Annotated in this window: 21 protein-coding genes and 1 pseudogene; 2 read left to right on the forward strand and 20 right to left on the reverse strand. The window is 34.4% G+C overall.

All coding sequences use genetic code 11. The annotated features are described in order from the left end of the window. Positions 1 to 106: 106 nt before the first annotated feature. From AC4BC3_RS09835 to AC4BC3_RS09855, 5 genes are all read right to left on the reverse strand, one after another. Complete coding sequence (locus AC4BC3_RS09835) at positions 107 to 1,486, reverse strand: bacteriocin secretion accessory protein (protein ID WP_490466388.1); 1,380 nt, start codon at positions 1,484 to 1,486, stop codon at positions 107 to 109. A gap of 2 nt (positions 1,487 to 1,488) precedes the next feature. Beyond that, positions 1,489 to 3,639, reverse strand: coding sequence for a peptide cleavage/export ABC transporter (locus tag AC4BC3_RS09840; RefSeq protein WP_490466389.1), 2,151 nt, complete (start codon positions 3,637 to 3,639; stop codon positions 1,489 to 1,491). 738 nt (positions 3,640 to 4,377) lie between these two features. After that, entirely contained in the window at positions 4,378 to 5,124 is a 747-nt protein-coding gene (locus tag AC4BC3_RS09845) for a response regulator transcription factor (protein ID WP_490466390.1), read from the reverse strand. A gap of 10 nt (positions 5,125 to 5,134) precedes the next feature. Further along, entirely contained in the window at positions 5,135 to 6,427 is a 1,293-nt protein-coding gene (locus AC4BC3_RS09850) for a sensor histidine kinase (protein WP_206910439.1), read from the reverse strand. A gap of 45 nt (positions 6,428 to 6,472) precedes the next feature. Next, complete coding sequence (locus tag AC4BC3_RS09855; protein ID WP_242589985.1) at positions 6,473 to 6,598, reverse strand: EntF family bacteriocin induction factor; 126 nt, start codon at positions 6,596 to 6,598, stop codon at positions 6,473 to 6,475. A 230-nt stretch (positions 6,599 to 6,828) separates the two neighbouring features. Here AC4BC3_RS09855 and AC4BC3_RS09860 point away from each other — a divergent pair, with 230 nt between their 5' ends. Continuing rightward, entirely contained in the window at positions 6,829 to 7,047 is a 219-nt protein-coding gene (locus AC4BC3_RS09860; protein WP_206910443.1) for a bacteriocin, read from the forward strand. Between the two features lie 601 nt (positions 7,048 to 7,648). Then, positions 7,649 to 8,848, forward strand: coding sequence for an amidohydrolase family protein (locus AC4BC3_RS09865; protein WP_490466391.1), 1,200 nt, complete (start codon positions 7,649 to 7,651; stop codon positions 8,846 to 8,848). 282 nt (positions 8,849 to 9,130) lie between these two features. On the opposite strand, the gene AC4BC3_RS09870 is transcribed toward AC4BC3_RS09865, so the two are convergent. From AC4BC3_RS09870 to AC4BC3_RS09940, 15 genes and pseudogenes are all read right to left on the reverse strand, one after another. Further along, a complete protein-coding gene (locus AC4BC3_RS09870) occupies positions 9,131 to 12,406 on the reverse strand; it encodes a non-contractile tail sheath protein (RefSeq protein ID WP_490466392.1) in 3,276 nt (1,091 codons plus the stop codon). Between the two features lie 417 nt (positions 12,407 to 12,823). Further along, a complete protein-coding gene (locus AC4BC3_RS09875) occupies positions 12,824 to 13,171 on the reverse strand; it encodes a hypothetical protein (RefSeq protein WP_490466393.1) in 348 nt (115 codons plus the stop codon). 400 nt (positions 13,172 to 13,571) lie between these two features. After that, positions 13,572 to 14,576, reverse strand: a complete 1,005-nt coding sequence (locus tag AC4BC3_RS09880) for an SIS domain-containing protein (RefSeq protein WP_206910447.1) — start codon at positions 14,574 to 14,576, stop codon at positions 13,572 to 13,574. Between the two features lie 2 nt (positions 14,577 to 14,578). Further along, positions 14,579 to 15,652 carry an SIS domain-containing protein gene (locus AC4BC3_RS09885; RefSeq protein ID WP_490466394.1) on the reverse strand — a complete coding sequence of 358 codons (1,074 nt, stop codon included), beginning with the start codon at positions 15,650 to 15,652 and terminating at the stop codon, positions 14,579 to 14,581. 13 nt (positions 15,653 to 15,665) lie between these two features. Next, entirely contained in the window at positions 15,666 to 16,490 is an 825-nt protein-coding gene (locus tag AC4BC3_RS09890) for a PTS system mannose/fructose/sorbose family transporter subunit IID (protein WP_490466395.1), read from the reverse strand. Continuing rightward, positions 16,477 to 17,262 carry a PTS mannose/fructose/sorbose/N-acetylgalactosamine transporter subunit IIC gene (locus AC4BC3_RS09895; RefSeq protein WP_490466396.1) on the reverse strand — a complete coding sequence of 262 codons (786 nt, stop codon included), beginning with the start codon at positions 17,260 to 17,262 and terminating at the stop codon, positions 16,477 to 16,479. The genes AC4BC3_RS09890 and AC4BC3_RS09895 overlap by 14 nt, the downstream gene beginning before the upstream one ends. An 18-nt stretch (positions 17,263 to 17,280) precedes the next feature. Then, on the reverse strand, positions 17,281 to 17,751 hold the full coding sequence (locus AC4BC3_RS09900) for a PTS sugar transporter subunit IIB (protein WP_206910456.1): 471 nt from the start codon (positions 17,749 to 17,751) through the stop codon (positions 17,281 to 17,283). Positions 17,752 to 17,777: 26 nt separating this feature from the next. Continuing rightward, positions 17,778 to 18,194 carry a PTS sugar transporter subunit IIA gene (locus tag AC4BC3_RS09905; protein WP_490466397.1) on the reverse strand — a complete coding sequence of 139 codons (417 nt, stop codon included), beginning with the start codon at positions 18,192 to 18,194 and terminating at the stop codon, positions 17,778 to 17,780. A gap of 79 nt (positions 18,195 to 18,273) precedes the next feature. Further along, a complete protein-coding gene (locus AC4BC3_RS09910; RefSeq protein WP_490466398.1) occupies positions 18,274 to 21,045 on the reverse strand; it encodes a sigma-54-dependent transcriptional regulator in 2,772 nt (923 codons plus the stop codon). Between the two features lie 177 nt (positions 21,046 to 21,222). Beyond that, positions 21,223 to 21,324: pseudogene (locus AC4BC3_RS09915) on the reverse strand (C39 family peptidase); the annotation flags it as partial. Positions 21,325 to 21,426: 102 nt separating this feature from the next. Beyond that, a complete protein-coding gene (locus AC4BC3_RS09920) occupies positions 21,427 to 21,774 on the reverse strand; it encodes a DUF1048 domain-containing protein (protein WP_490466399.1) in 348 nt (115 codons plus the stop codon). An 8-nt stretch (positions 21,775 to 21,782) separates the two neighbouring features. Further along, positions 21,783 to 22,130: a DUF1048 domain-containing protein gene (locus AC4BC3_RS09925; RefSeq protein ID WP_490466400.1), complete on the reverse strand. Its 348-nt coding sequence runs from the start codon at positions 22,128 to 22,130 to the stop codon at positions 21,783 to 21,785. Between the two features lie 177 nt (positions 22,131 to 22,307). Then, complete coding sequence (locus tag AC4BC3_RS09930) at positions 22,308 to 22,538, reverse strand: ATP-binding cassette domain-containing protein (protein WP_206910468.1); 231 nt, start codon at positions 22,536 to 22,538, stop codon at positions 22,308 to 22,310. Positions 22,539 to 22,566: 28 nt separating this feature from the next. Continuing rightward, positions 22,567 to 22,887, reverse strand: a complete 321-nt coding sequence (locus AC4BC3_RS09935; protein WP_206910485.1) for a PadR family transcriptional regulator — start codon at positions 22,885 to 22,887, stop codon at positions 22,567 to 22,569. Positions 22,888 to 23,318: 431 nt separating this feature from the next. Beyond that, the gene (locus tag AC4BC3_RS09940; RefSeq protein ID WP_490466401.1) at positions 23,319 to 23,585 is read right to left on the reverse strand and encodes a hypothetical protein; all 267 of its coding nucleotides are present in this window, start codon (positions 23,583 to 23,585) and stop codon (positions 23,319 to 23,321) included. Positions 23,586 to 23,605: the final 20 nt, after the last annotated feature.

The raw sequence follows: 23,605 nt of genomic DNA on the forward strand, positions 1-23,605 counted from the left end.
TTCCATTTGTTCTGCTGAAACAATCATTTTATATTCGTATGTTCTATTATTTTCTAAGAGTTTCTTTTCATTTTAGTCAATAAATTGGAATTATTTTACTAATCGTTCACTCTTGATTCAATAAAAATTTTTTGATTTGTTCCCAGTAAGTGTTCTTTCCGATAATCAGCGATAATTCCCCCGTCAGACCATAACGATCCACTATTTTTTTATTTGATTTTAATCGCCCTTTGATTAAGTAAAAAATGCCTTCCTCGGTTGTAGTACTCGTTTCAGGTATTTCTGTTATCTCTCCATCAAGCGTTGTTGCCACAGCTTTTCTATCTAATTTGAAGTGAACGAGCATTCCTGTTTTGATATGTGTCATTTCATTTGCTGGTATCCTAGCAGTAAATGGTATTTCATCGTCTTTAAAGGATGGATAAATTTCTGCTAAAAGTGTGCCTTTTGGTAGAAAGGTTTGTTCCTTTACTGCATCATTCAAATGGAGAATACCGTCTTTTTTAGCTCTTACTGTTCCCAAATCAATTTGTTCGTTTATATTCTCTATAAGTACTTTCTTTTTCTTTTCAGACTCATCTAATTCAAGTATCTTTTGCTTCGTTTTCGCTAAAATTTCTTCCTTACTTTGTGCCAATCTTTCACGTTGGGAGTTGATTTCATCCTCTGGTGTAACAGGTTTGACAAGCGTTTCTTGTTCCATTTGTAGTTGTTCAATTTCTTTTTTTAATTGGCTGATTTGCTCATCAATGACTGTCAAAGTAGTTGTTTGAATTTGCTCTTTTTTATCTTCTGAACCATTTTTCAGTTCCATTTGCCATACTTGATATTTAGCTTTGATTGCTTCTGAAACATTTCTAATTGTTTTTTGATCTTTCCATGCTACTCTTACTTTTTCCCACTCAGATTGTTCATTTTTTCGTATACTAATCTCCTGACTATGCTGGTCCATATTTTTTTGATATGTTTCTTGCTCTTTCTGATTTGCTGCCAGCATTTGTTTTGATAAAGATTCACTGGCTTCTTTTTCTGCAAAGAAACTTTTTAATTGGTTACTATAACCAAAAACATCCTCTACTTTAAAAAGATTTCTTTCTTCAGCTAAGCTATCAAGAAAAAGCTGCGCTGCTTCTTTTTGTTTTACAAAGTTCTCAATTTCTGTTTCCAGTTGGGCTTTCTCATTAGTTAATTCCTTCGTGTTAAAAATAACTAGAGATTCTCCACTTTTCACTGTTAAGTTCTCTTGTAATCTATTTTCTTTCATTTCTGCTTCTATCGGTACTTGAATCTTTTCTGTGGATAAAGGAGTTATTTGTCCTTGTGCTCGTACCACGATTTCATGTTTAGCAAATGCTAAGAACAAGCCAGCGAACAGAAAAAAAATCATAATCGGATAGAGGATCCAACAATAAAAAGTTTGATGTTGTTGTCGATATACGTTTGAGTGCTCAAGCCAATCTTTATTTTTCATTACTTCCCCCACCATTGTTAAATCTCCCATAGTTTTTGATACATACCACGATTTGATCTTAGCTCCTCATGCGTCCCTTCTTCAACAAGTTTACCTTCGTGAAGTACAAGAATCTGGTCACAAGCTTTCGCAATTGGCAAATGATGAGCGATAAAGAGGATTGTCTTTTCTTTTAAACCCAGCAGATATTCTAAAATAGCATGCTCTAATAATGTGTCTAGTCCACTGGTTGCTTCATCTAATATTAAAATATCTGAATCTTTCAATAACGCTCGAGCAATTGCTAATCGTTGACGTTGCCCACCTGAAAGATTCGCGCCCCCTTCTTCGATCATCATTTCAAATCGTAAAGGTTGTTGATTAATAAAGTCATTTAGTTGAACAGCCTCACATACTTCTAAAATCCGTTCAAAGTTCGGTATATTTACTAACCCAAATGTCAAATTTTCAAGAATAGTACCACTGAAAAAAAATGACTCTTGTGGAACATAGGTCACATTCTCCCGTAATTGTGCGTAGTCAATATCTAAATGATTGATTTTGCCATAACAAATTGCTCCATCAGAAATCGTGTAAAAATTCACAAGCAGCTTTGCCAACGTGGATTTTCCTGAGCCACTTACGCCTACTAAAGCGACTTTACTGCGTGCAACAATGTGACATGAAATATTTTTTAATACTGGAGTTTTCATAGTATAGGAAAAGGCTACGTTCTCCAAATGAATCCCACTTTGAAATAGTTCTTTAGTGATTGTTTGTTTCGTTGAGCTTTCCTTTTTTTCAGGCTCAATTGCTAGTATTTCGTTCAATCGTTTATTTGCTACCTGAGCCGTCTGCATTTTGACCTGTAAATTAATAATATTCTGCAAAGGATCTGTAAAAAAAATCAATAATGCGTTATAGGTAATTAACTGACCCAAGCTAATTGTTTCATCCATCACATAAAATGAACCTAGCCAGAGAATAAGCGCACTACTAATCAATTGAATGCTATGTTTGATTCCTTGCTGTAGATTGTCCAAAGTCACTGTGCGAAAAGATTTTTTCATCAACTTAACGAATTCATGATCCACTCGATGATAAACTTTTTCTTCACTGTTATATGCCTTGATTGTCTCAATTCCTTTTAGACTCTCGATTATACTTGAATTTAATGTTGCACCTGCCATCATTTCCTCTTGATTTGCGCGTTCATAACTTTTGACAAAAGTAAAAATCGTCAGAACATAAAACGGTAACGTTCCCAAAGTAATCACGAAAAGCATACTATTTTGAATAGCTAGTGTAACGCCAACAAGCAAAACCATTCCGATATCTAAAAAGATTGAAAGTGTCGCACTTGCTAAAGCATCAATAATCTTATTTGCATCAAGAAATCGAGAAATAATTTCCCCTGACTTTCTGGTAGCAAAAAAATTCATTGGTAGTGAAAGAACATGTTTAAAATAGTGTAACATGATAGCTATACTTAAGCGCTGACCCAAAACAACTAACAAGTAGTTCCTACTATACTCAAAAAGAACGCGAAATAAGTAGACAAAAATCAAACCAATGGAAACAATCGTTAATGTCGATCGCGCTTGATTTGGGATGAAATAATCTAAGATTCCTTGAAAATAATAGGAGCTTCCTATTCCAAATAGCGTAATAAATAATGAAGCAAGTATGATATGTGCAACTAAATTTTTTTGTTGCCAAATAATTGGGAAAAAAGAGCTTAGCCCAGCAACTTTTTCTTTACTTGGCCGATAGGAATCCTTTGGTGTTGGTAAAAGTAAAACCCCTGTCCATTCTTTTGAAAATTCTGTTATCGTTTTCTTTATTTTTCCTTTTGCTGGATCGGCAATCAATAAGAAATCATTTTTCACACCATACACAACTACATAATGCATGTAGCTGTTATTAACACAAATGTGTGCAATTAGTGGCGTGGGCAACTCTGTTTCCTTCCAAACTTCACTATCTGCTTGAACAGCTAAGCAATCAAATCCCACTTTTTCCAAAGCCATTTTCAAGCCAAAAGCTGAAGTTCCTTCTAAATCTGTTCCAGAAAATTCACGTAATTTATAAATAGGAACTTCTGATTTATAAAAGTTTAAAATCATTGCCACACAGGCAACCCCACAATCTTTTTCGTCTTGCTGTTGAATCCAAGAAAAATGCCTCATATGACTTTTCCTTTCTCAAAAGTATACATTTTTTATGTAGGTGAATGATTTATCAAAATGAGCACATTCATCGAATCCTACGATAAATCATTTCCCCTTTAACCTAACTAAAACTAGTATGCCATTTGCCTTAAACGGATGATCAATTTTGTCTTGAATCATGGGAAAAATACTCCTGAGTAAAAAACAGCTGATTTCTCTTTTATTCAAGCTAGAAATCATATACTTCAAGACATTTTTTATCGATAGAGAAACTTCTGTGCTATATTTTCAGCGTAGTAAAAATCTCTGTATAAAGGTTGAGATAGAATCATGCAAAAACAACACATCTGCTATTTAAAAGGACAAATGCACATCGTTAACTGCATACAAAATGGAAATTTTCAAATAACCGATCTGATTAATCTGAGGTGTACTCAATGATAGAAAGAATCTGGCAAAAATATCTATGGCTAATCAAAATTCTCTTAAAAAGAATCATTTGAAGCTCTTTCACTTTTGGACATTCGTGAGACAAATTATGAGCAGCTATTTGATAGCGTCACCTGTGATGAATGACGATAAAAGACTGGAACACCTCAAGTAATTTGCAAATTTCCTTGCTGTATCCTCTTTTAAAAAAGAAAGAGGACACAAAAAGAAGAAAGCGACTGGCAAACTGAATCCCCGGTCGCTTTCTTCTTGTTTGATCTACTTATTCTCTCGGCTAAATTGATTAAATCGAAATTTTTTTATGTTCTAAAGGCTTGTGAGTGCCTCTTTGATCTTTTTAGCTTTTCCAATTGCAAACGTTCTGAAAAGGTCTGGACTAAAATAAACAAATCGATTTTTATAGTTCACTTCTTTGACGTTGCTTAAGTTAACTAAACAAGATCGGTTTATCTTAAATAAAGTTGGATACTTATCCGACAATTCACTCAATTTCCCATAAAATTCATATTGACCATCTGCAACATAAAGAATTAAGCGATGGGGAATGTCTGAGGTCTCGATAAACCAAACTTCTTCTAAATCTAAAGTAAACGTTTGGGAACCTATTGAAAAAACAAATGCTCGATTCTGTTCTACTTTTAACGAATCGATTCTTTTTTGAGCAATTGATAACAACTCGATGATCTCCGCTCGATAAGCTTCCAACGGCTGATCTTTTTCAACAAAGCCAAGTGTTTCTACTCTTCTTTTTATGGTCAATGGTAACAGTTCATCATGAGTCGTGATGAATATGATTTTGGCTTGAGGATCGCGTTCTCGTATTTTTTCTGCCAGATCAATTCCATTGATAGGATGATTTAAATCGATATCTAAAAAATAAATCCCTTGTTTAGGCATAAATTTTTTTAAATAGTTTTTTACTTCAACTGGGCTTTGTGTTTTCAACGAAATCTCAAATGGCTCATCATGGAACAAAATATAATTTTGAATGATCGTTTCAAGCTGATGTAACTGAATCAACTGATCTTCACAGATAATTATTGGATAACTCATATTACTCCTTTCATTTAGCCATTAGTATCATTTGAATCGAAAACCTCGTACGATTCTTTTTAAATTGGATAAGGATATTAGGATTTCTTCTTTCAATTTCACGAATATTGCTTAAGCCCAGTCCCTCATGGTCAATTTTTGTTGAAATTCCTTGCTTCATCAACATTTCCACAGGTAAATTGACATCGACACAACTATTTTCAATAAAAATTTCAGTTTGTCGCTTATCTTGATGAAACATGATAGAAACTTTGTGCTCTGTGCTCTCTCTAGCAGCCTCAATCGCATTATCTAACGCTATGCCAACTAAACGGATACAATCAAAAATAGGGATAGGAATCTCTTGAATTGGGGAAAGACATTCAAAGTGACAGTCCACTTTTTGTTCATTCGCTTCAAAGAGTTTTGTAATAACTAAACTTTTCAAATATGGGTTTTCAATATTTTTGCAATAGCGATAGTTTAAATCTTTATCTAAAAAATACTGGTTTGAATAATGCTCCAAACCCTCGATCTGGTGAAGTGCTTCTCGATCACCCGTTTCGGTAAATGCTTCTCTCAAACTTAGTAATAAATTTTTATAATCATGTTTAAATTTTGCCATGCTCATTTGATTCTGTTCTAACTGGTCAGTATATTTCTTTAAACTTTCAAGTTGTTGCTGCTCTAACTCGCGTTCGTATTTTTCTTTTTGTTTTACGTATGCCCTCGTAAATACCAAGAGGACAAATACCGTTTGAACAATGAGAAAGGTCGCAATTCCAACAATAAACTTATCGAATGCTTCGTAGTAATGAGCTGCGTAAGAAACAGTTAGAGTAACTAAAAACAAATAACATAATAAGAGTGCAACAATCCCAGAGTTGTTTTTTTTCAATAAGACACCTAACTTAAACTGTCGATATAAAAAGAGCATGAGAAATAGAATCAGTCCTTGGATAATCAATTCGATCAATATAAAATAGATCCCTTTGATTCCTTCAAAAGTGACAAAATAAAGCATGAGTGATGAGCTTAGTATAGAAGATACATAGTCTATCAGCATACTCAATACCGCTGTGCTCAAAAGAAAGTAGTCTGTTTCATGTTTTCTTTTGAGAAATAGATAGCTACTAAAAACGGGGAGAATATCTGCAAATCCAGTGAATACATTAGCTAAAAATGTACAAGGAAAAAAAATAAAAAATAGAATTAGTTTCTTTTTAATCGTCCCTTCTCGATAAATCGAGAAAAAAGTCACATAATAAAACAATGTGGCGATAGTCATCCTTAGTATATATGCTTTTGTATCAATAATAACCAACAGCCTCTCCCCCTTTGATTAAATTATATCAAAACGGGGAGAATACTAACACTTCTTAAAAAAAGAAAGCAAACATTTTGCAACATCCGTAGCAGGTTTTCCTAAAACAGTTGTTCCTGATCCTCCCATTACTTTTTTTAATTGCTGATCAGTTATTTTTTTGATTTTCATTGTTATATCTCCTTTCATTTTTTTGTTATTCTCAGTATTTCATAACCGTAACTCTAATGGCCAAAAATTTCCTGAACCCTGTCAAAAGTTATCTCAAACCAAAAAATACTTGGTTCTCTTTTGTTCAAGATAACAGAGAAAGTCTCTTAAGATGTTTCAACATATTGAGCAGATAACCATGATACAGTCATGTTGTAATACAAATTCATTCAAAAGGAGTGTGTTGCTACATGCAAACGATCAAAGAATTGAACACGATGGAATTACAAAAAATAATTGGAGGTGAAAATGACCATCGGATGCCTTACGAATTGAACCGTCCAAATAATTTATCCAAAGGTGGAGCTAAGTGCGCTGCTGGAATACTTGGTGCTGGATTAGGCGCAGTAGGCGGTGGACCTGGCGGATTTATTAGTGCCGGAATCAGTGCTGTTCTTGGTTGTATGTAAAGAATCTTTTTCATTTCTCTAGCTTATCATCTAAGAATCTCTAGAAGATAAGATACTACTTTTTAACTACGCACAATGTACAATGCCTACAAGAAAATGTTGATCATTTTCTTGTAGGCATTTTGTTCGTTTCATAAGACTTTTGCTAAAACAGAGTGTTTTTCAAAACATACCTCTTTATTTATTGTGCTGTTAGCTAGCATTTTTTCTTTTTCTATAGCTTCTAATTATCTCAATTAACAAAACCAATAGACTACAGAAAAAAAGTAATCGAAAGAGATTTCCCCCTTCAGTAAACCAAAAAACAATCAAAAGAATGAGAAAGCCAATGACATTTATGATCCAAATTTTATCTTTCGATTTCAACCAATTCCCCTCCTTTTTCTCATTTTGATTCTTATTTATTATGACACAACCAATTGATTTTCTTTCAATCATATCCTCAATGATCTCAAAAACCATCATGAATGGCCGTTTTTTCTATTTCTTTAGGATAACCAATAGTCAAGTTATTCTTGTTCGATTAGTTTATTAGAAATCTAAAAATTCGTATCTTTTTCAAAAATTAGGTATGGTAATCATACATACTGGAGGTGCAAAAATGGAAACTTTGTTAAAAAATGTGCGTATTGAAACAAATTACCTAACAACCGGTGATTATATTTATGGCACGGCAACGAGAACAGTCGATATCTTATTCAATCAAACAGCCATTGTTTCTGTTCTAGATGCTGGAGAAATGTCAGACAGTGATCGACAGGTTATTGACGGTAAAAATGCACTTTTTCTGCCCCAATTAAGAGAAATGCACTGTCATTTTGATAAAAGCAAATTGGGTATTCCTTGGACACCAATCGAGCCGGCAGCAAACATTGTTGAACGCTTTACTCAGGAATACGATTATTTAGAATCCGCACCGCTTTCTTTTGATGAGCGAATGAAAAATCTAATCCATTTGGAATTACTTCATGGTGCCACTCACTTTCGTTCACATATTGATGTTCATCCTTTGGTCGGACAACGTTATTTAGAAGATGCACAAAAAGTTTTAGCTGCGTATACAGACAAGTTGGCTTACGAATTAGTTGCCTTTCCTCAACACGGATTACTTCGCTCAAATGCTTACGAAGAAATGAAAAAAGCTTTGCAAAATGGCGCAACCTTAGTCGGTGGTGTTGATCCAATCAGTCTTGATGGTAACTTGGAGAAATCTTTAACAACCACATTTGATTTGGCTACACAATTTGATGTGCCCATCGATCTTCACCTACATGAACGTGGAGATGATGCCCGACAAACTTTTGCAAAAATCGTCGCGTTGACTGAAGAAAGTGGCTGGAATGGTAAAGTAACCGTCAGTCATGCTTACGGGTTAAAAGATTTATCTGCTAGTGAACGAAAAGAACTATTTCCACGTTTGGCGGAAAACAACATCACAATTATCTCAAGCATTCCACTAAATCCTGTTATTCCACCACTAACAGAACTAAGGACTGCCGGTGTAAAAACATTCATTGGTTGTGACAACATTTACGACTGTTGGTCTCCTTTCGGCAATGGTGATGTGATGGATAAATTAACTCGCTATGCCGAGATTTTTAATCTAACGAGTCAAAAAACGCTTACTGAAAGTCTTGAATTAGTAACGAATCAACCATTAATTGAACCCGATGGCTGGGTCAAAGTCGGTATGCCGGCAAATTTCACATTAGTCGATGCAACTTCTACTGCTGAATTTGTCGCACGAAAAATCCCTATTTCAGCTAGTTATTTTAAAGGAAAGAAAGTAACCATCAACTAACTAAAAAAATATTGCTCCTAAATGAAATGACCCTTAAAAGTTAGACTAAAATTCTAACTTTTAAGGGTCGCTACAATTAATTGATCGTTTTTTATTGTAAACTGACAATTTGATTTAACTTAATTCACATTTCCGCTCAAAAGAGAAATGTAATCTTTTAAAAATATATCCTCTTTTTCCATACTCTTTTTGGAAATATCTGTAAGTATTCTAACATCCAAAAATAAATTGCTAGTTACAGCAAGCTACATTTTTACAACAAACTGACAGTCACAAGATAATTTAATATTCATCTTTGGCCAATCGAAGAATTTTATCTTTAAAGGCTTTACATAATGCTTCTTTCGCTTCGGTTTCTTTATCCACATCAGAAACAATTCCCGGACTACCAAAATAACCAATCAAGCCTAATCTGAATAACGCAAGTATTGGATTATCTGTCAGCGTACTTAACAGTGCCTCTTGTGCGCTTTTCAGCATATTTTCCTCCGTAGCAGCATATCTGGTAGCAATAAAACTAGAATATCTGTAGCCAAATAATTCTGGTTCTTGTAAATAATCCGTAAACGCGTCTGCCAACGAACGTTGGTTTCCTATTACTTGACTAACAATATTCCATGCATCGACATCCGCAATTAAATCTTCTCTACTAAAGAATCCCTTGCTTCCGCCAATCCAGTCAAAACCAAATTGATAAACAGAATCAATCGTATCTTTATTATTCCAGTAGTCAATCAAAAGTGTATCCAAATCTCCTAACCAACCACAGCCATCACCAATATTCGCCTTTTCATAATCTGGCAATCCATGGTTTAAATAACCAGCGATTGCAGCAAAGCAGTGTGCCCCACCAATCGTAGCTCCACTCATCGGATCAATATAATCAAACTGTCTTTCACTTGTAGGGATTGTTTCGTTTACCAAATCAACGAACTTCCAGTCAATAAATCCTGCTACAACTTCCCAAATCGTGTTGCCGTATGCTTTATTTCGGAAGTAATCTGCTACTAATTTAGCTTTACCCGCGGCAGTATTACCAGGGAAATATTTTTCTGCTAACGTTTCTACTCGTTGAACAAACTCGATAAAGCCATTTTTATCTTGCTCGTGGTCTACTACTAATGTATTGACGATAGCAGCATTTCGTCCAGGGATCGGTGCGAAATCTTCAAAATTACGACCATAACCAAGTTTGATTTGTTTTGGAGACTTGATATCTAACATTGCTAAGCTTACCGTTACCTCCACAGCGTTACTTTTTTTGATCATTTTTTTTACATGGCCTATCTCAGTCCAAGTGAAATCATCTCCGGTACCTGCATAGCGACAAACTATATCATTTTGGATCATAAAATTCATTTTCGCATTTGGCCAAGCCCAAATATTTGCACCAGTATCTGCTCCTGTATCTAAATAAAAATTGCTAGAAGTATCAAGATCATAGCCTCTTGCATAAAGATATAAATGATTGTTGTCTTCCGCTGCACTTAAATCAAAGATTTTTCCTGAACCAATTGCCAAAGATTTGATCTTAAGCCATTCCGAATTATCTCCTGTTGAACTGATCGTCGTCTTCAACTTTGTAGTCATCGGTATCGTGTATCTAAATTGCACACTTTGAGACAGTTTTCCATTTGTGATGTAGGCGATTTTAATATTCTGGGATTCCTTAATATGAATTGGTCCCTTATAGATCGTGCCATTTGCAAGTGTTGGTTCTAATCCATTAGTCGTGTAAATCAACTGGTCTGCATTACACGTGAATTCTACATCGAATGGTTGAGTGTAATTTCCAGTCCGCTTACTTGCGTAAATAATTTGTGGTTGTTTCCAATGATCTCTTTTTACTTGAGCATAGGCCCAAATATAAGTTTCGCCCATGCCAACATTTACACCATCCATAATCGCTTGATGAATTCTTTCCCACACAGCAGCATCATTCTTAGGATCTAGAACAAATCCTGTGAAGTAATGGATTTTTTCTGAAGGATACCCTAAATTATTTTGAATAAAATCTAGCACATCTTGATGTTCGCGCATTTGATTTTTAATCAAGTAATCGTAATCTTCTAGCATAAAGAAATCGAGATTTGGATATGCCCATTCTACTTTAGGAAAATTCACCATGCCCATCATCATTGGTGTTCGATTCTTATCCATAACAGAAGGTGGGAAAAATAATACCGTAAATTGTGCATTTGAATAATTCGCCTTGACTGCATCACGAAGCATTAATGTAAAGGAACCAATTTTTGTTTGCAACCATGAAAGCATTGGTTCATGGCCAATGATTGATTCGTTGACCGTATGAAACTCATGCATGTCTAATCCAGTTTCTGCTTTATAAAGATTTCTAGTGGCTTGATCATAAAAACAAGGAGTTAATTCATCTTGGTGCCACCACCATGGTTCACCTAACTGTACGATAGGGGTTAAACCAAATTGATTAGAAATATCAGCTAAGCCAACTGCTAATCGTTGATAAAATGCTTGAACACCTGCATTTGTAAAGCTTAAGAAATGTGGAGTAGGCGTCCAACCACTTGTCCCCGGTGTTCCATCATATGTTCGTTGCCACCAATCCTCTTTCGCATCCACGTTTTCCATTGAAATTGAATGAATAATATCCATTTGATTATCAGCTAAGCGTCTTACATAGTCTTTATACCAAGCTTCAAATGCCTGATTGAATAATTTGTCTTCAAGTAAAATACCAGTACCATCTACGATTTTTTTATCATAGTAATGAGAAGCACCAATGTAAAAGTTTACGATTTTGGCGTAACCTAACTTTAGATAACTATCAATGATCCGCTCAGGTGTTAAATTATAACTATCATCGTAATCATCGCACATTCTGATTACTCCAGCAGAAACAGCTACTGGGTCATCACCAAGATAAGTGTCTCCTGTCACTTTCCAGTTCGTCACGTTCATAGCAAAAGGATAAGAATCATCTAAATATTGAGTAGCTCCTCCGCCATTTCCAGTATAGCCAATTGGTGTGAATGCCCACATGATTGTTTTGATATTCGTTACATCAATTTTTTTCCATTCAGGATTTTTGTTCCATTTTCCATTTGCATCAAAAGTATAAGGACTCCAACCTTCATAAAGATTATTGAAATCCAGTTGGATCGTTCCCAATTTTCCTGTTCCATTTCCCGGAGTTCTTCCTGCTGGAAAAACAATTTCTTCTTGTTTCTCCCATTCGTCTTCTGGTCGATTAGTCACATAATTCCATAGACGAATATAATGAATATCGCCATCAACTGTTTGAATTGTTAAAGCTGAAGCCTTATCAGAATCTAACCCTTCCGTATACCCACTTAAAGCATAATCATAACTTAACGATACATTTTTGAAATTCGGATTTGTTGGATACTTTAAAGATTCATGACTGTGAGTGTCTTCTGTCTCCCAAATAAGTCCAGCTAAATCATCTGTTGTTCGAAAATGCCCTTGTACGGAAAACGAATTTTCATTTTGTGTCACAACTGAAGCCGTCATTTCAAAATTGAAATTAATTGTTAAATATTTTGCTTGTAATTTGTACATACTCAATACCACTTCTTTCTTGTTGAATTATCAACATAAATTTTATTTGATCACTTAAACCTAAAATAACAGCATGAAACTATAAAGCTCTACGTCGTTTTTATAATACTTTATAAACTAAAGTTGTTTCTCTACCTTAAATCACGCATGTATCGCCTCCTCAAAAACCATTATACGAACATGCGTTCTTTTTAGCAAGCATTAATTAAATATTTTCATAATAAACTATAAAAAGAAAACAAAAAAATAACTTAAAAAAATATTTTTATTAGTTATATTGTAAGATAATTGATTAAAATAACATTTTATTTTTTATTACCTGTACAAAAAAAAACTGTAAACAAAAACCCAAAGTCGGTTTGTTTACAGTTTTTTATTTTGTTCAACTTTTTCACTTGTGATTAAATGTTAAAAAAGTTAATTGGCTATTTTTTTTACATTGGTTACAACATATTCTCTGATTTTTTCAGTATCATTCATAAAATACAAATTGTAAGGGATACTGAATCCTTTTTTCTTGGTTTCTTCATCAAGATATTTTTCATCCACATCTGTATAAATAATTAAATCCGCAGTTGGCACCTTAGGATCTCTTAGATCATAGCTGATAAATTCTAAATCAAATTCTGGCATTAATTCAGCCTTGAGTTCCTTTTGAAATTTTATTCCATTCCCAAAAAGATATTGCCCAGCCTTCGTTCCCATGTATCCTAAAGGAGGTACGCCATCCGCATTGACGGAAAAAATCCATATGACTTTTTTCATAATGTTCACCTTGATCGTCTAAAATTTTTTGTTGACCTATTCAGTATGTCCAAACGTTTAATAAAACAGATTGCTAAAAAAATAATGAACTCTTTTTCACTTAAGTGATTCTCTTCTTCTCATCATACTTCTTATCGCACGAATATAAGCGGCCTATTTTTGCTCACTCTTCCTGTTAAAGTCACTAACACAAAAATGAACGATTTAATGCGAATCACCGATCTACTTACTTCAGCAACAGATAAAACCTTATCTTCAACGAAGTAGGAAAATGCATACAAGTATCAGAAGACTTCATCGTAAGCTTACTACAAATGATTATAACATAGCTTTTTTACTAGCTTAAGATATAAGCAAAAACCTCTTTTGCTTGCACAAAAGAGGTCCATTCTTTTCTTAATTAATATTCAAATTGACGATAATAACGACGAATATCTAATGGATGACAATTTAGTTTTTCAACGTGAGCATCTATTCGTTGCGTCACGCAGTGCATCAGCAAGTGAGATAGCACTCTTCCTCGATTTTTTTCACTAATTCCTTCGATAGGATAGTCTTTTGAGTCAATAAACGTATAATTTCCACAAATGCGTGGTAATAGATTTTTTACACGTTCAGCTAGTGGACGTTGCTCATCTTCGCCTAGAAATAAAGTGACCGGTGTTGTTTCATCAACGATTTCTAGTGTACCATGTAAAAATTCAGCTGCATGAATAGACTTGGATCGTAACCAACTTTGTTCTTCCCAATAACACATTGCATATGAATATACACCTCCCCATTGATTTCCGGCGCCGATAAAATAGTGCATTGAATCATGACGGTGCTTTTCTGCGAACGCTTGACCAAAAGTATCTGCCTGCTTTTCTGCTAAAACTAATCCCTTAGGTAAATAAGCTTCTAGTTCCGCATAGTATTCTTCATAATCAGGAAAATCTCCATTATGTTTCATCAGTCGATCAGCAACCATAAAGAATTTGATTTGTTCCGTCCCGGGTGCTGGATAAGTAACTACGTAGTCACAACTTTTCGCAAGTGGGGTATCTTCTGTATCAATAAATCCTATTAATGTTGCCCCAATCTTTTCAATTTCATTCACTGCTTTAACAACTTCCTCTGTCGTACCTGTAACAGATGACAGAATCACAAGCGAATCTTTCGTTAATCTTTGATTTCCAGTTGTATAATATTCCGCAGCATGTTGTACATAAACTGGTAGATTACTATGTCCTTTAATGTAAGTCTCTGCTTGCATTGCAGAAGCATAAGTTCCCCCGATCCCCAGATAGAAAATAGCATCATATCCTCTTTCACAGATTTCATCCACAATTTGCTCCACTTGGGGGCGTAATTCCAATGCCCCTTGAATATCATTGATTTGTTTTTGTTCGTCAAATTTCAACATTTTTAGTTCTCCTCAACTTTCTCTATTTTACTTTTTAATACTGAATCAAAGTCATCAAAAATTCTTCTACTTAAATCTATCCCTTTGGTTGTGGCTATACGGTAAGCTAATAGTTGAAAGGGAATAACTAGTAGCAATGGAGAGAACATCTCTGAAACCATGACATTTAATCCTAAAGTATCACTACTAGAACTTTTATCTGTCGTGATTTTAAAAATTTCCCCAACGTAATTAGCCATATAACTTGCTAATGCCTGTGACCGACTTTGGTTACAACTTGGCGTTTCGACAAAAAACAGCGTATGTTCCCAATTTGCTTCTAAATAAGGACCGTGCATATATGACTCTAGCTCAAATCCTTGACTAGGACGACGAACTGTTTCAGTGAACTTCGTTTCAAATTCTTTTACCGTTCCCCAATTTGGTCCATACCCCAATGCAACGAATCTTCCACCCAGTTTTAATACATTCTCATGCTGTTCAAAAAAAGTATTAGATTTATCGATTACTACTGAGAACTGACCGATTACTTCATACAATTCTTTTTTCAATTCATCCAGTTTATGAGTATCAATCTTTCTTTTAGAAACACCAATTTTAATTGCAAGTAACATCAGTTGTAATACAGTCGCTGAAAATCCTTTTGTTACAAAGCCAACTGTTTCAATCCCCATATTCAAATCAATTACATAGTCGGCCACTTCTGCAATAGGACTTTTCAAATCACTCGTTAGAATAATCCGTTGTATTTCGCTACTTTTCAAAGCTTTTACAGCTTCAATAGTTGAAGTACTCTTGCCACTTTGGGAAACGCCAATAATCGTGTCCATCCCCTTTACTAGCCTTCCATAATGAGTAAAATGATAAGGCTCCTCAATCACAATCGTCACATCAGCCATTGTTTCCATGGCGAACTTAGCCGATAAACAGGCATTATAAGATGATCCTGTAGCTAAAATCGTCACTGTATTCGTATTTTTCAATTTGGAATCTGACGAGAAATCATAATCATCTAAAATTTTAGTCAACGCATTTTGTTCCTCATCGATATAGTGAAGCATTGTCGTTGGTTCCATTTTTTCCCCCATTCTAGAAAAAGCCGACCCATGAACCAAAAATTCCAAAGATAGCTAGTCCTAATAAAATTGTTAATGCTTTTACTTCTTTTTTAAGTAAGTAAAAGACCACACCGAAAGCCCCAAGTGATAGAATTTGAGGAACAATATCGTCAAAAATACTTTGAATAGTCACGGCATTTTCACCTGTTCCGATTTTTAACGGAATATTGATATCAATCATTGAAGCGGTCATTCCACCCACTACCATTAAGCCAATGATTGAGGCACCTAATGTCAAACTTCCCATCATGCCATTTTCTTGAATTTTCTTTAAGAATCCTGTGCCTAATTTATATCCCCAAGATGTTGCAAAATAACGAAATAGTAAATGAGGTATGTTAAAAATGAGTATAAATAAAATCGGTCCTAATATATTTCCTTGCATTGCTAATGAAGTACCCACGCCAGTAGCAATTAAGCGTAGCGTTCCCCAAAAGAAAGAATCACCTATACCTGCTAAAGGCCCCATAAGCGAGGTTTTGATATTATCAATCGTCGAAACATCAAAATTGGGATCATTAGCATTTTCTTCTTCCATCGCCGCATTGATTCCTAAAATCAAGGTCACAATATGTGGTGTCGTATTGAAAAACTCCAAGTGACGACTTAAAGCATTGGCCATTTCATTCTTAGTTTTGTAAAGTTTTTTCAAAATGGGAATCATTGCATAGCAATAAGCAAGATTCATTTGTCGTTCATAATTCCAAGAAAATTCCATCTGAAATGAACGCCAGAACACTTTACTCAAATCTTTTTTAGTGATTTTTAATTCATTGTTCTCATTAGAAGTCATCATCCATTATCTCTCCTGTCGAAGTTTGGGCACTGTTTTCTTGATTGCCACGTACATTCATAATATTAACAACTACTACTGCTACGATAGCGCCAAAAATTGCAATTCCAGTTACTGGAATTTCTAAATAAGCAGCTAAAGCAAAACCTAAGAAAAAATAGGGTGTTACTTCTTTATTGATTAAAAGACGTGCCAGCATTGCAAATCCAAGTGCAGGGATCAATCCTGTAGCTACTGATAACCCATGCTGAATGAACTCAGGAATCATACTTAACAAATTACCTATTGTTTTACTCCCCACCACAAATGAAATCATGACCACTAAACCTAACATCAGTGATAGACCAAATCCAGCTGATAAATGCATGCGCTCGACACCTTTATAGTTTCCTTCTAAGGCATATTTATCTGCTTTTTGGTTCATAATCGGAATCAAAAGGCCAAGATAGATATTCTTTAAAATCAAAGTCAAGGTTGCAATAGGCAAGCCCAATAGCAAAGCTGTTTCTGGTCCCGCATCAGCAGTAATGGCGAAAGCTGTTCCCAACACACCGCCAGTAACGACATCTGGTGGAATCGCTGCACCAACGGAAAAAGAGCCAATAAATGCTAATTCTAAAGTGGCTCCCATAATGATTCCAGTCTTTATATCTCCTAACACCATACCAGTGAATAGGCCAGTCACAATTGGTCGTGACAGTAATGAGGTACCCAATGCATATTCCGACTGAGCAATAAATGCTACGAGTCCGAGTAAAATTGCTTGAATGAACATTTTTCTTCAACCTTTCTTTTAAAGAACTTCAGTAACATTAACTTTTTTATCAGACGGTACTTGTCGTATTTCTACTTCGATCCCTTTATCCACCATTTCTGTTAATAGGTTTTCTTCTTCTGGTAAAACATTAACTGCCTTGCCAAGACTTCGTGTTCCTTCTTTTGCTTTGATTCCACCCAAATTGATTTTTTTTATTTCTGGATAGCCTTCTGCTAATTTCTTAGCATCAGCAATCGACTCCACTACAATAAAAAGTTTGTACTTATCTGTTACACCACTTTGTAATGCCAAAATTGAATCTTCGATATTTTTGATGACCAATTTTACTCCTTGTGGTTTTGCTAATTTGATTGTCGTCTTCCGAATTTCATTTGTTGGTACATCATCATTTGCAATCAAAATACAATCTGCGCCCAACCCTTGTGTCCAAGAAAAAGCCACTTGTCCATGTAACAAACGATGATCCACTCTTGTTAATAAAATCATTATTTTTCCTCCGTTTTCTTAATGAGTTAAAACTCTTCTTCCTCTACTTCATTACTGATTAATGCGTTGCAAAACAGAATCGTTTGTTTCGTTTTCTCTAAAGTTTCTTTTATTAAGTTTGAGAGTGATTCTGTAATTTGAAATTGCATAACTAACTCAATTAAAAAAGGTAAATTCATTCCAGTAACTAAATAAAAATTGTCTCTTTGGATATACGTTAAAAATTCATTGTTCACACTTCCACCAAATAAATCTGTCACAACTACTAACTGATGATCTTGGTAGCGTTCCATTATTTTTTTTACTTCCTCTTCCAGATTAAACTCTTCACTCAAGTAGCAATCCAATATTTCAACTTCTGTTTCTCCACAAATCAAATCCAAAGAAGATTTTATCCCAGATGCTAATTTCCCATGTGATGCCAGAATCAGTTTTCTTTTCAATAATTCTCACCTCTCCATTTCTTTTCAGTTTAATAAAAGCAAGCAGCGTGCCAACTTTAGTGGCGCACTGCTTGCTTTTCTAAAATTCTTCTGTTTTCATTGAAGTGTCTGTGTTTCGATAGATGATATCAAAAATATACGCGACTTCAGAATCCGGAATTGTGACACTATAATCACGTTCAATGACACTAAAAGCTTCCTTGAGGTTTTTCAAACGTTCTTTTTGACACTGATCAAATACCAAGGATCCTTCATAAGTTTCGATTGGAATATTTCGAATCAATCGTTCAATCAGACAACTCACATGGACATATAGAGCTAATTTTTTTGCATTTGATAGCTGGATTAAATTGACTAATTCCAAGTCACGGATAAATAAATCAATTTCGCTCATTACTTTATCCGTATCAAGAATCGTGACTGAATCAATCACTCGTTCTAATGAAAAGTTGCGGATGACGTTTGTATTAAAGATTTGCATTTCTTCTGGAGTCATCACTTGACTTAGCCATTCATTCAGTTTCTGATACTTATCTCCTGAAATCAATTCTTCTAAAGATAAATAGGCTATACCTTCAATTGTTGGATCGTCTGTACCAATAATTCCTAGAACATCATAAACAGAAAAAACGATTTCATCTGCTTTTCTTTCATTTAAAATCCGATATTCTTGTGGCAAGATTTTTAATTTGCAGGAATTAGGTAAACTTTTTTCTAATAAATGACTAATCTTAGTTGCCGTTCCGATGCCTGTTTGACAAGTAGTTAACAAGGCTTTTGGTCGATTTTCCTCTGGATAGATGATTTCCCAATCGAAATGGACTTGATCCACAGACTCACTTGCAATTTCATTTAAAGTTCGTTGGTTCTTAATGTTTTCACCTACTAAAATCGCTAACGGCGTTGTCACGTTGTTCATAATGACAATCGGTACATTGATTTGCTTGGGAAAATACTGATAGATCTCTTTGAGACTCCCCATATCCACTAAAATGACTAATCCATTAGAAATATCATTGTTCTCACTGTATACTAAGATTTCTTCTGCAATTTGCTGTGGCGTTACATCTAGAGGCATATCAAATGATTCAAAAATATTATGTTCTAAAAAACGATTCGCAACGTTTGCAATACTGCTAGCTGTCGCGTAACCATGGGCGACAATAATCGCTTTGGGTATTCCCTGTTTTTTTGTCCAATCTACTTGTTTTAAATATAAAGTCAAAACGATTCGATCCATTACTGATACTTCAATATCGACCTTTGGCTTGCATAATTCAAGAATTCTTTCAACATAATGATAGCTCGCCGGATAAGCTTCCAAAAGCTGCTCTTCCAATTGATAGACTAATGTCATAATTTGACTATCCTCAAGTATCCAACGACTAGCACCACGTTGAAATAAGTAATAACCAACTGCGTATACACTATTTCCATTAAACTTTATTTGATACGCATTTTCCATTTGTTGAAAAGTTTCGCGAACATATTGCGTTAAATATAGTAACGTCTCATGTTTTTGCTGACGGTCTGTTTTGAATAACAAATAGTCAAATAGTCGATCAACTATTTCTTTTAATTTTAAATGGCAATCGGTCAAATGCCCATGAGCTTTTTGATATTCTAAAATGATAGTTGATAAAAAGTCATCCACTTTTATTTGATCGTGCGTATTTGGCATCATTAAATTTCCTACTTTAGATTCGCTATGGATGACTATCTCTTCTGGAAATGATGTTTGTAAATTGTAATTATGCTGCGAAAATAATCTTTCTGGGAGATGATAAATAGTTAATTTGATTGGCTGTTCTTTCATAGAGTCAGAGAATGCTTTAGCTACCATGACTTTAATAATGTTTTTTAATTCTCCGATATTTCCTTTAAATTTTCCATTAGCTAGTAATTCAAGTGTTTGGCCACTAATCAAAAGATCGCGTTTGATTTTTGTTTGTTCATTAATCAAAAAAGAATAAATCAACGCCACTCGTTCATTCTTTTCTCGCTGTTGTAGCGAAGGAATGGTCACTTGGATCGGAATTCGTCGAATAAATGTATTTAAAAAATTACTCGTTAATTCTTCTGTGGTTGCAAAGAATAACCTTGTTTGAACATCAATTGGATTACTTGTATCTCCCATTCGATAAATTAGATGCTGATCTAAGTAAGTAAATAATTTTTCTTGCCCTTCAGCAGTCAAGCGATGCACTTCATCTAAAAATAAAATTCCACCATTTGCTAATTCAAATGCACCTTTGCGATCGTCGTCCGCTCCAGTATAGGCACCTTTTACGTGTCCAAAAAGATTACTAGTTAATAGTTCAGGATTATTCGCATATTGTGCACAATTCAATGTCACAAAAGGGGCATCTTCTGCTATCAGATCATTTTGGATACAGTAATGATGGATCAATTTCACCAAATAACTTTTTCCTGTACCGCTTTCTCCATTGATCAGGACAGGTAATCCACCATCAGGATAGTTAAGTGCTGCCTTGATTTGTTCAATTACTGGATTCAAACTTTTATCGTGCCCGATCATAAGAGAAAATAAATCTTGTTTTTTACCAAACATTGGTTGCTCAGACAAAATAAGTTTAGCGCTTTCATAATAATTCGTACGCAAAGTAAAAAACTGTTTTTCAAATGCTTCTTTGTGAAAATAATAAACTGGACGCGAATTGATCTTTACTAACTCGCCAGTTTCTGTCAGAAGATTTAAATATTGACTGACTGTATTTCGTTTCACTTTAAATATCTCTGCCAACTTTGAAGCAGTAAAAATATCACTTAGATCATTCAAATTAAGAAATGCCGTTTGATTCTTCAAATAATGTAACAGTTCTTCTTTCATATACTCCCCCCTTCTCTTTATAATAGAAAAAAAGCATTCAAAGTCAATCTTTGTTTTTCACCCAGAAAATAATTCTGCTGTCATTGATAGCTACTATAACTTTTAACTTTTTTATTTTCAATCAGGTGACTAGTCTATAAAAAAGATCAGAGAAATCCATTTTCTCTGATCTTTTACTTATTTTACAACTACTGCATATTTTCTTGCATTGTAAATATCCTTAAACGTTGTTCGGTTTAACCAATATGAACCACTGATTGGATCAGAAACATGAACTTGCTTACTCCTTTATGTCAGCTATTCCACGTTATAACCTATTCGAAAAACTGCAGTGTTTACTTTTCTCAATTCAAAGTAATCGAATCATGGTTGGAATATTGTTTAAAATTTATCCAGCCATTTGTCCATCTTCTTGCTAACCTGTGTGTCCATTTGTTGTTGGAGTAAGTCACTAAAAGTATTGGAATCAGGAATCAAGCTGTCAGCAAAAGCTCCTACATCTTCACCTGTAACTTGAAGAACATCTTTCTCTTTATTCGCACTCTCTTCAAAGAGATCGAGTAGCTCATTTAATGGGGTAAAGTCCTCAGATAAATTAATTGGATCAACCTTCATCAGATATTTTTGGATTTCTTTGTATACGATCAAATACTCTTTGGGCAATTTTCCCGCACGTTTTTGTAGATCACGCCAGTCTTTTTTTTCTTCAAAAGTTTCTTTAAATCCCATGATAGTTTTCACCGTCCTACTTTCTTTTTGACGTTTTTGTTTAGCTGATCACGTAGCTTATCTCGATAAGTCTTTGCCCCTTCTATATGAGCGATTTCCGAAATGAAATTTTCAATACGATCGCCAGTGACCGCTTCGATTGATAACCCTTCTGCAGCACTTTCTTCGAAAAGACCAACAATTCCTTCTAATATCGGATAAAGATTACGTCCTGTAAAATCGCTGAATTTCCATATTTCTTGATTCAATGTTCGCCAAGTATTTTGATACTCAGTAGGCAATTTTTCAATACGTAATTGGTATTCTTTTTGTAGTTTATTCATATCATTACCAGTAACCTTGTCATAAAGATTCATCACATATATCCTCCTTATATAGTCATATATTCACAAAAATTTGTTTATAGCGTTTTAATGACAGGAATGAAAAGACCAATACTAATGTAGCTAACCAGACTATTGTGAGCACGCTATTAGTTGATCCAAATGAGAATGTCCCATCAAGAAGACTCTTTGCCGTTTCAATAATTGAGGTCATTGGTTGATTTTCTCCCGGACTTCAGCAGCTTCATTTTGAACAGCTATTCCTAGAATTTTAGCAGTACCAGAGCTAGCTTTGGATAATGTTGTCCAACGTTGATTTACCTGCGCCATTTCCCCTAATAAAACAAAAATCTCTCCTTGTTTGATAGTTAAACTAATCCCTTTTAAAACTTTGTGATTCCCAAAAGATTTAGTTATTCTATCAATAACTATTGATTCCATTATTGTTCCTTCTTTCTGACCCAATTAGCTAATGTTTGATTTTAGCTAGCTGATTACTAAGAAATGCCCACTTATCCCAAAATTCTGCTAAATAAGTTTCACCAGAAGGATTCAGACGATAAAATTTCCTTGCTGGTCCCAATTCTGATTTTCGCTTTTCGACAATAACTAATTCTTTTTTTTCTAATCGAAGTAAAACTGTATAAACAGTTCCTTCAACGATATCTTGAAATCCTAGTTTAATCAGAGTATTTGTAATCTCATATCCATATGTTTCTTGGCTGTTTTTGATTACTTGAAGAACTACTCCTTCAAGTACCCCTTTGAGTAATTCAGTCATTCCTTTCAATTCCTTCATCCTCTCAAAAATCATTTACACATATACTTAGTAATACTTAGTACTGCTACATAATAATACCGAATAGCATAGGTGTCAACTACTTTGTAATAACTAGTAGATAAAAATTTTATTTTTCTAGTGAAACGGATTAATGGAATTTCTCATTGGTTATCCTAAATCTATTTATGTATAAATACCAATCAGAATACTAATGAGCTAAACTAAAATAAAAAAAGCTACCATAAAATGGTAGCTTAAAAAGATAACCCAAACGAAAAGGCTATTAAAACTAATACCACTGTCATTGTGCCCTGGATACACAAAATATTAGCTTTAACAATTATTATTATAACCTATTAAATTACAACTTATCATTGTTTTTATTTATAATTAAATTTACTTTATTTATATTTGATGATCACCTCTAACTATCATAGTTTTTATTCTTTTCTGAATTGCGTATAAAGTCTATGACTACGTTTAAATTCAATATTTGCCTTCTCCATCACTTTTTTCATTGCCTCTTCTGACGATTCAAACTGATAATGACTCTTTTCAAAGCCTTCTTCGCATATGCTGTATCCTTCTTGATTATAAATGATAAGCAAATAACGATCCTTTTTAAACGTTAGTATTTTTAAAGCAAAATAGTTCTTTGACTTAAACGTTCTTTTCAAAAATTGTTTTAACTTTTTTTTATAAATCATGGTCATTTTATCCTATTCAT

This window comes from Enterococcus sp. AAFC-DPL-6103 (assembly GCF_058216595.1).

What these genes read in the sequence shown, in the direction of transcription:
- AC4BC3_RS09920 (WP_490466399.1), bottom strand. Translation starts at nt 21,774, where the DNA reads ATGGGATTTAAAGAAACTTTTGAAGAAAAAAAAGACTGGCGTGATCTA.
- AC4BC3_RS09840 (WP_490466389.1), bottom strand. Translation starts at nt 3,639, where the DNA reads ATGAGGCATTTTTCTTGGATTCAACAGCAAGACGAAAAAGATTGTGGG.
- AC4BC3_RS09890 (WP_490466395.1), bottom strand. Translation starts at nt 16,490, where the DNA reads ATGATGACTTCTAATGAGAACAATGAATTAAAAATCACTAAAAAAGAT.
- AC4BC3_RS09880 (WP_206910447.1), bottom strand. Translation starts at nt 14,576, where the DNA reads ATGTTGAAATTTGACGAACAAAAACAAATCAATGATATTCAAGGGGCA.
- AC4BC3_RS09870 (WP_490466392.1), bottom strand. Translation starts at nt 12,406, where the DNA reads ATGTACAAATTACAAGCAAAATATTTAACAATTAATTTCAATTTTGAA.
- AC4BC3_RS09900 (WP_206910456.1), bottom strand. Translation starts at nt 17,751, where the DNA reads ATGATTTTATTAACAAGAGTGGATCATCGTTTGTTACATGGACAAGTG.
- AC4BC3_RS09875 (WP_490466393.1), bottom strand. Translation starts at nt 13,171, where the DNA reads ATGAAAAAAGTCATATGGATTTTTTCCGTCAATGCGGATGGCGTACCT.
- AC4BC3_RS09940 (WP_490466401.1), bottom strand. Translation starts at nt 23,585, where the DNA reads ATGATTTATAAAAAAAAGTTAAAACAATTTTTGAAAAGAACGTTTAAG.
- AC4BC3_RS09930 (WP_206910468.1), bottom strand. Translation starts at nt 22,538, where the DNA reads ATGGAATCAATAGTTATTGATAGAATAACTAAATCTTTTGGGAATCAC.
- AC4BC3_RS09845 (WP_490466390.1), bottom strand. Translation starts at nt 5,124, where the DNA reads ATGAGTTATCCAATAATTATCTGTGAAGATCAGTTGATTCAGTTACAT.
- AC4BC3_RS09895 (WP_490466396.1), bottom strand. Translation starts at nt 17,262, where the DNA reads ATGTTCATTCAAGCAATTTTACTCGGACTCGTAGCATTTATTGCTCAG.
- AC4BC3_RS09860 (WP_206910443.1), top strand. Translation starts at nt 6,829, where the DNA reads ATGCAAACGATCAAAGAATTGAACACGATGGAATTACAAAAAATAATT.
- AC4BC3_RS09925 (WP_490466400.1), bottom strand. Translation starts at nt 22,130, where the DNA reads ATGAATCTTTATGACAAGGTTACTGGTAATGATATGAATAAACTACAA.
- AC4BC3_RS09885 (WP_490466394.1), bottom strand. Translation starts at nt 15,652, where the DNA reads ATGGAACCAACGACAATGCTTCACTATATCGATGAGGAACAAAATGCG.
- AC4BC3_RS09910 (WP_490466398.1), bottom strand. Translation starts at nt 21,045, where the DNA reads ATGAAAGAAGAACTGTTACATTATTTGAAGAATCAAACGGCATTTCTT.
- AC4BC3_RS09865 (WP_490466391.1), top strand. Translation starts at nt 7,649, where the DNA reads ATGGAAACTTTGTTAAAAAATGTGCGTATTGAAACAAATTACCTAACA.
- AC4BC3_RS09835 (WP_490466388.1), bottom strand. Translation starts at nt 1,486, where the DNA reads ATGGTGGGGGAAGTAATGAAAAATAAAGATTGGCTTGAGCACTCAAAC.
- AC4BC3_RS09855 (WP_242589985.1), bottom strand. Translation starts at nt 6,598, where the DNA reads ATGAAAATCAAAAAAATAACTGATCAGCAATTAAAAAAAGTAATGGGA.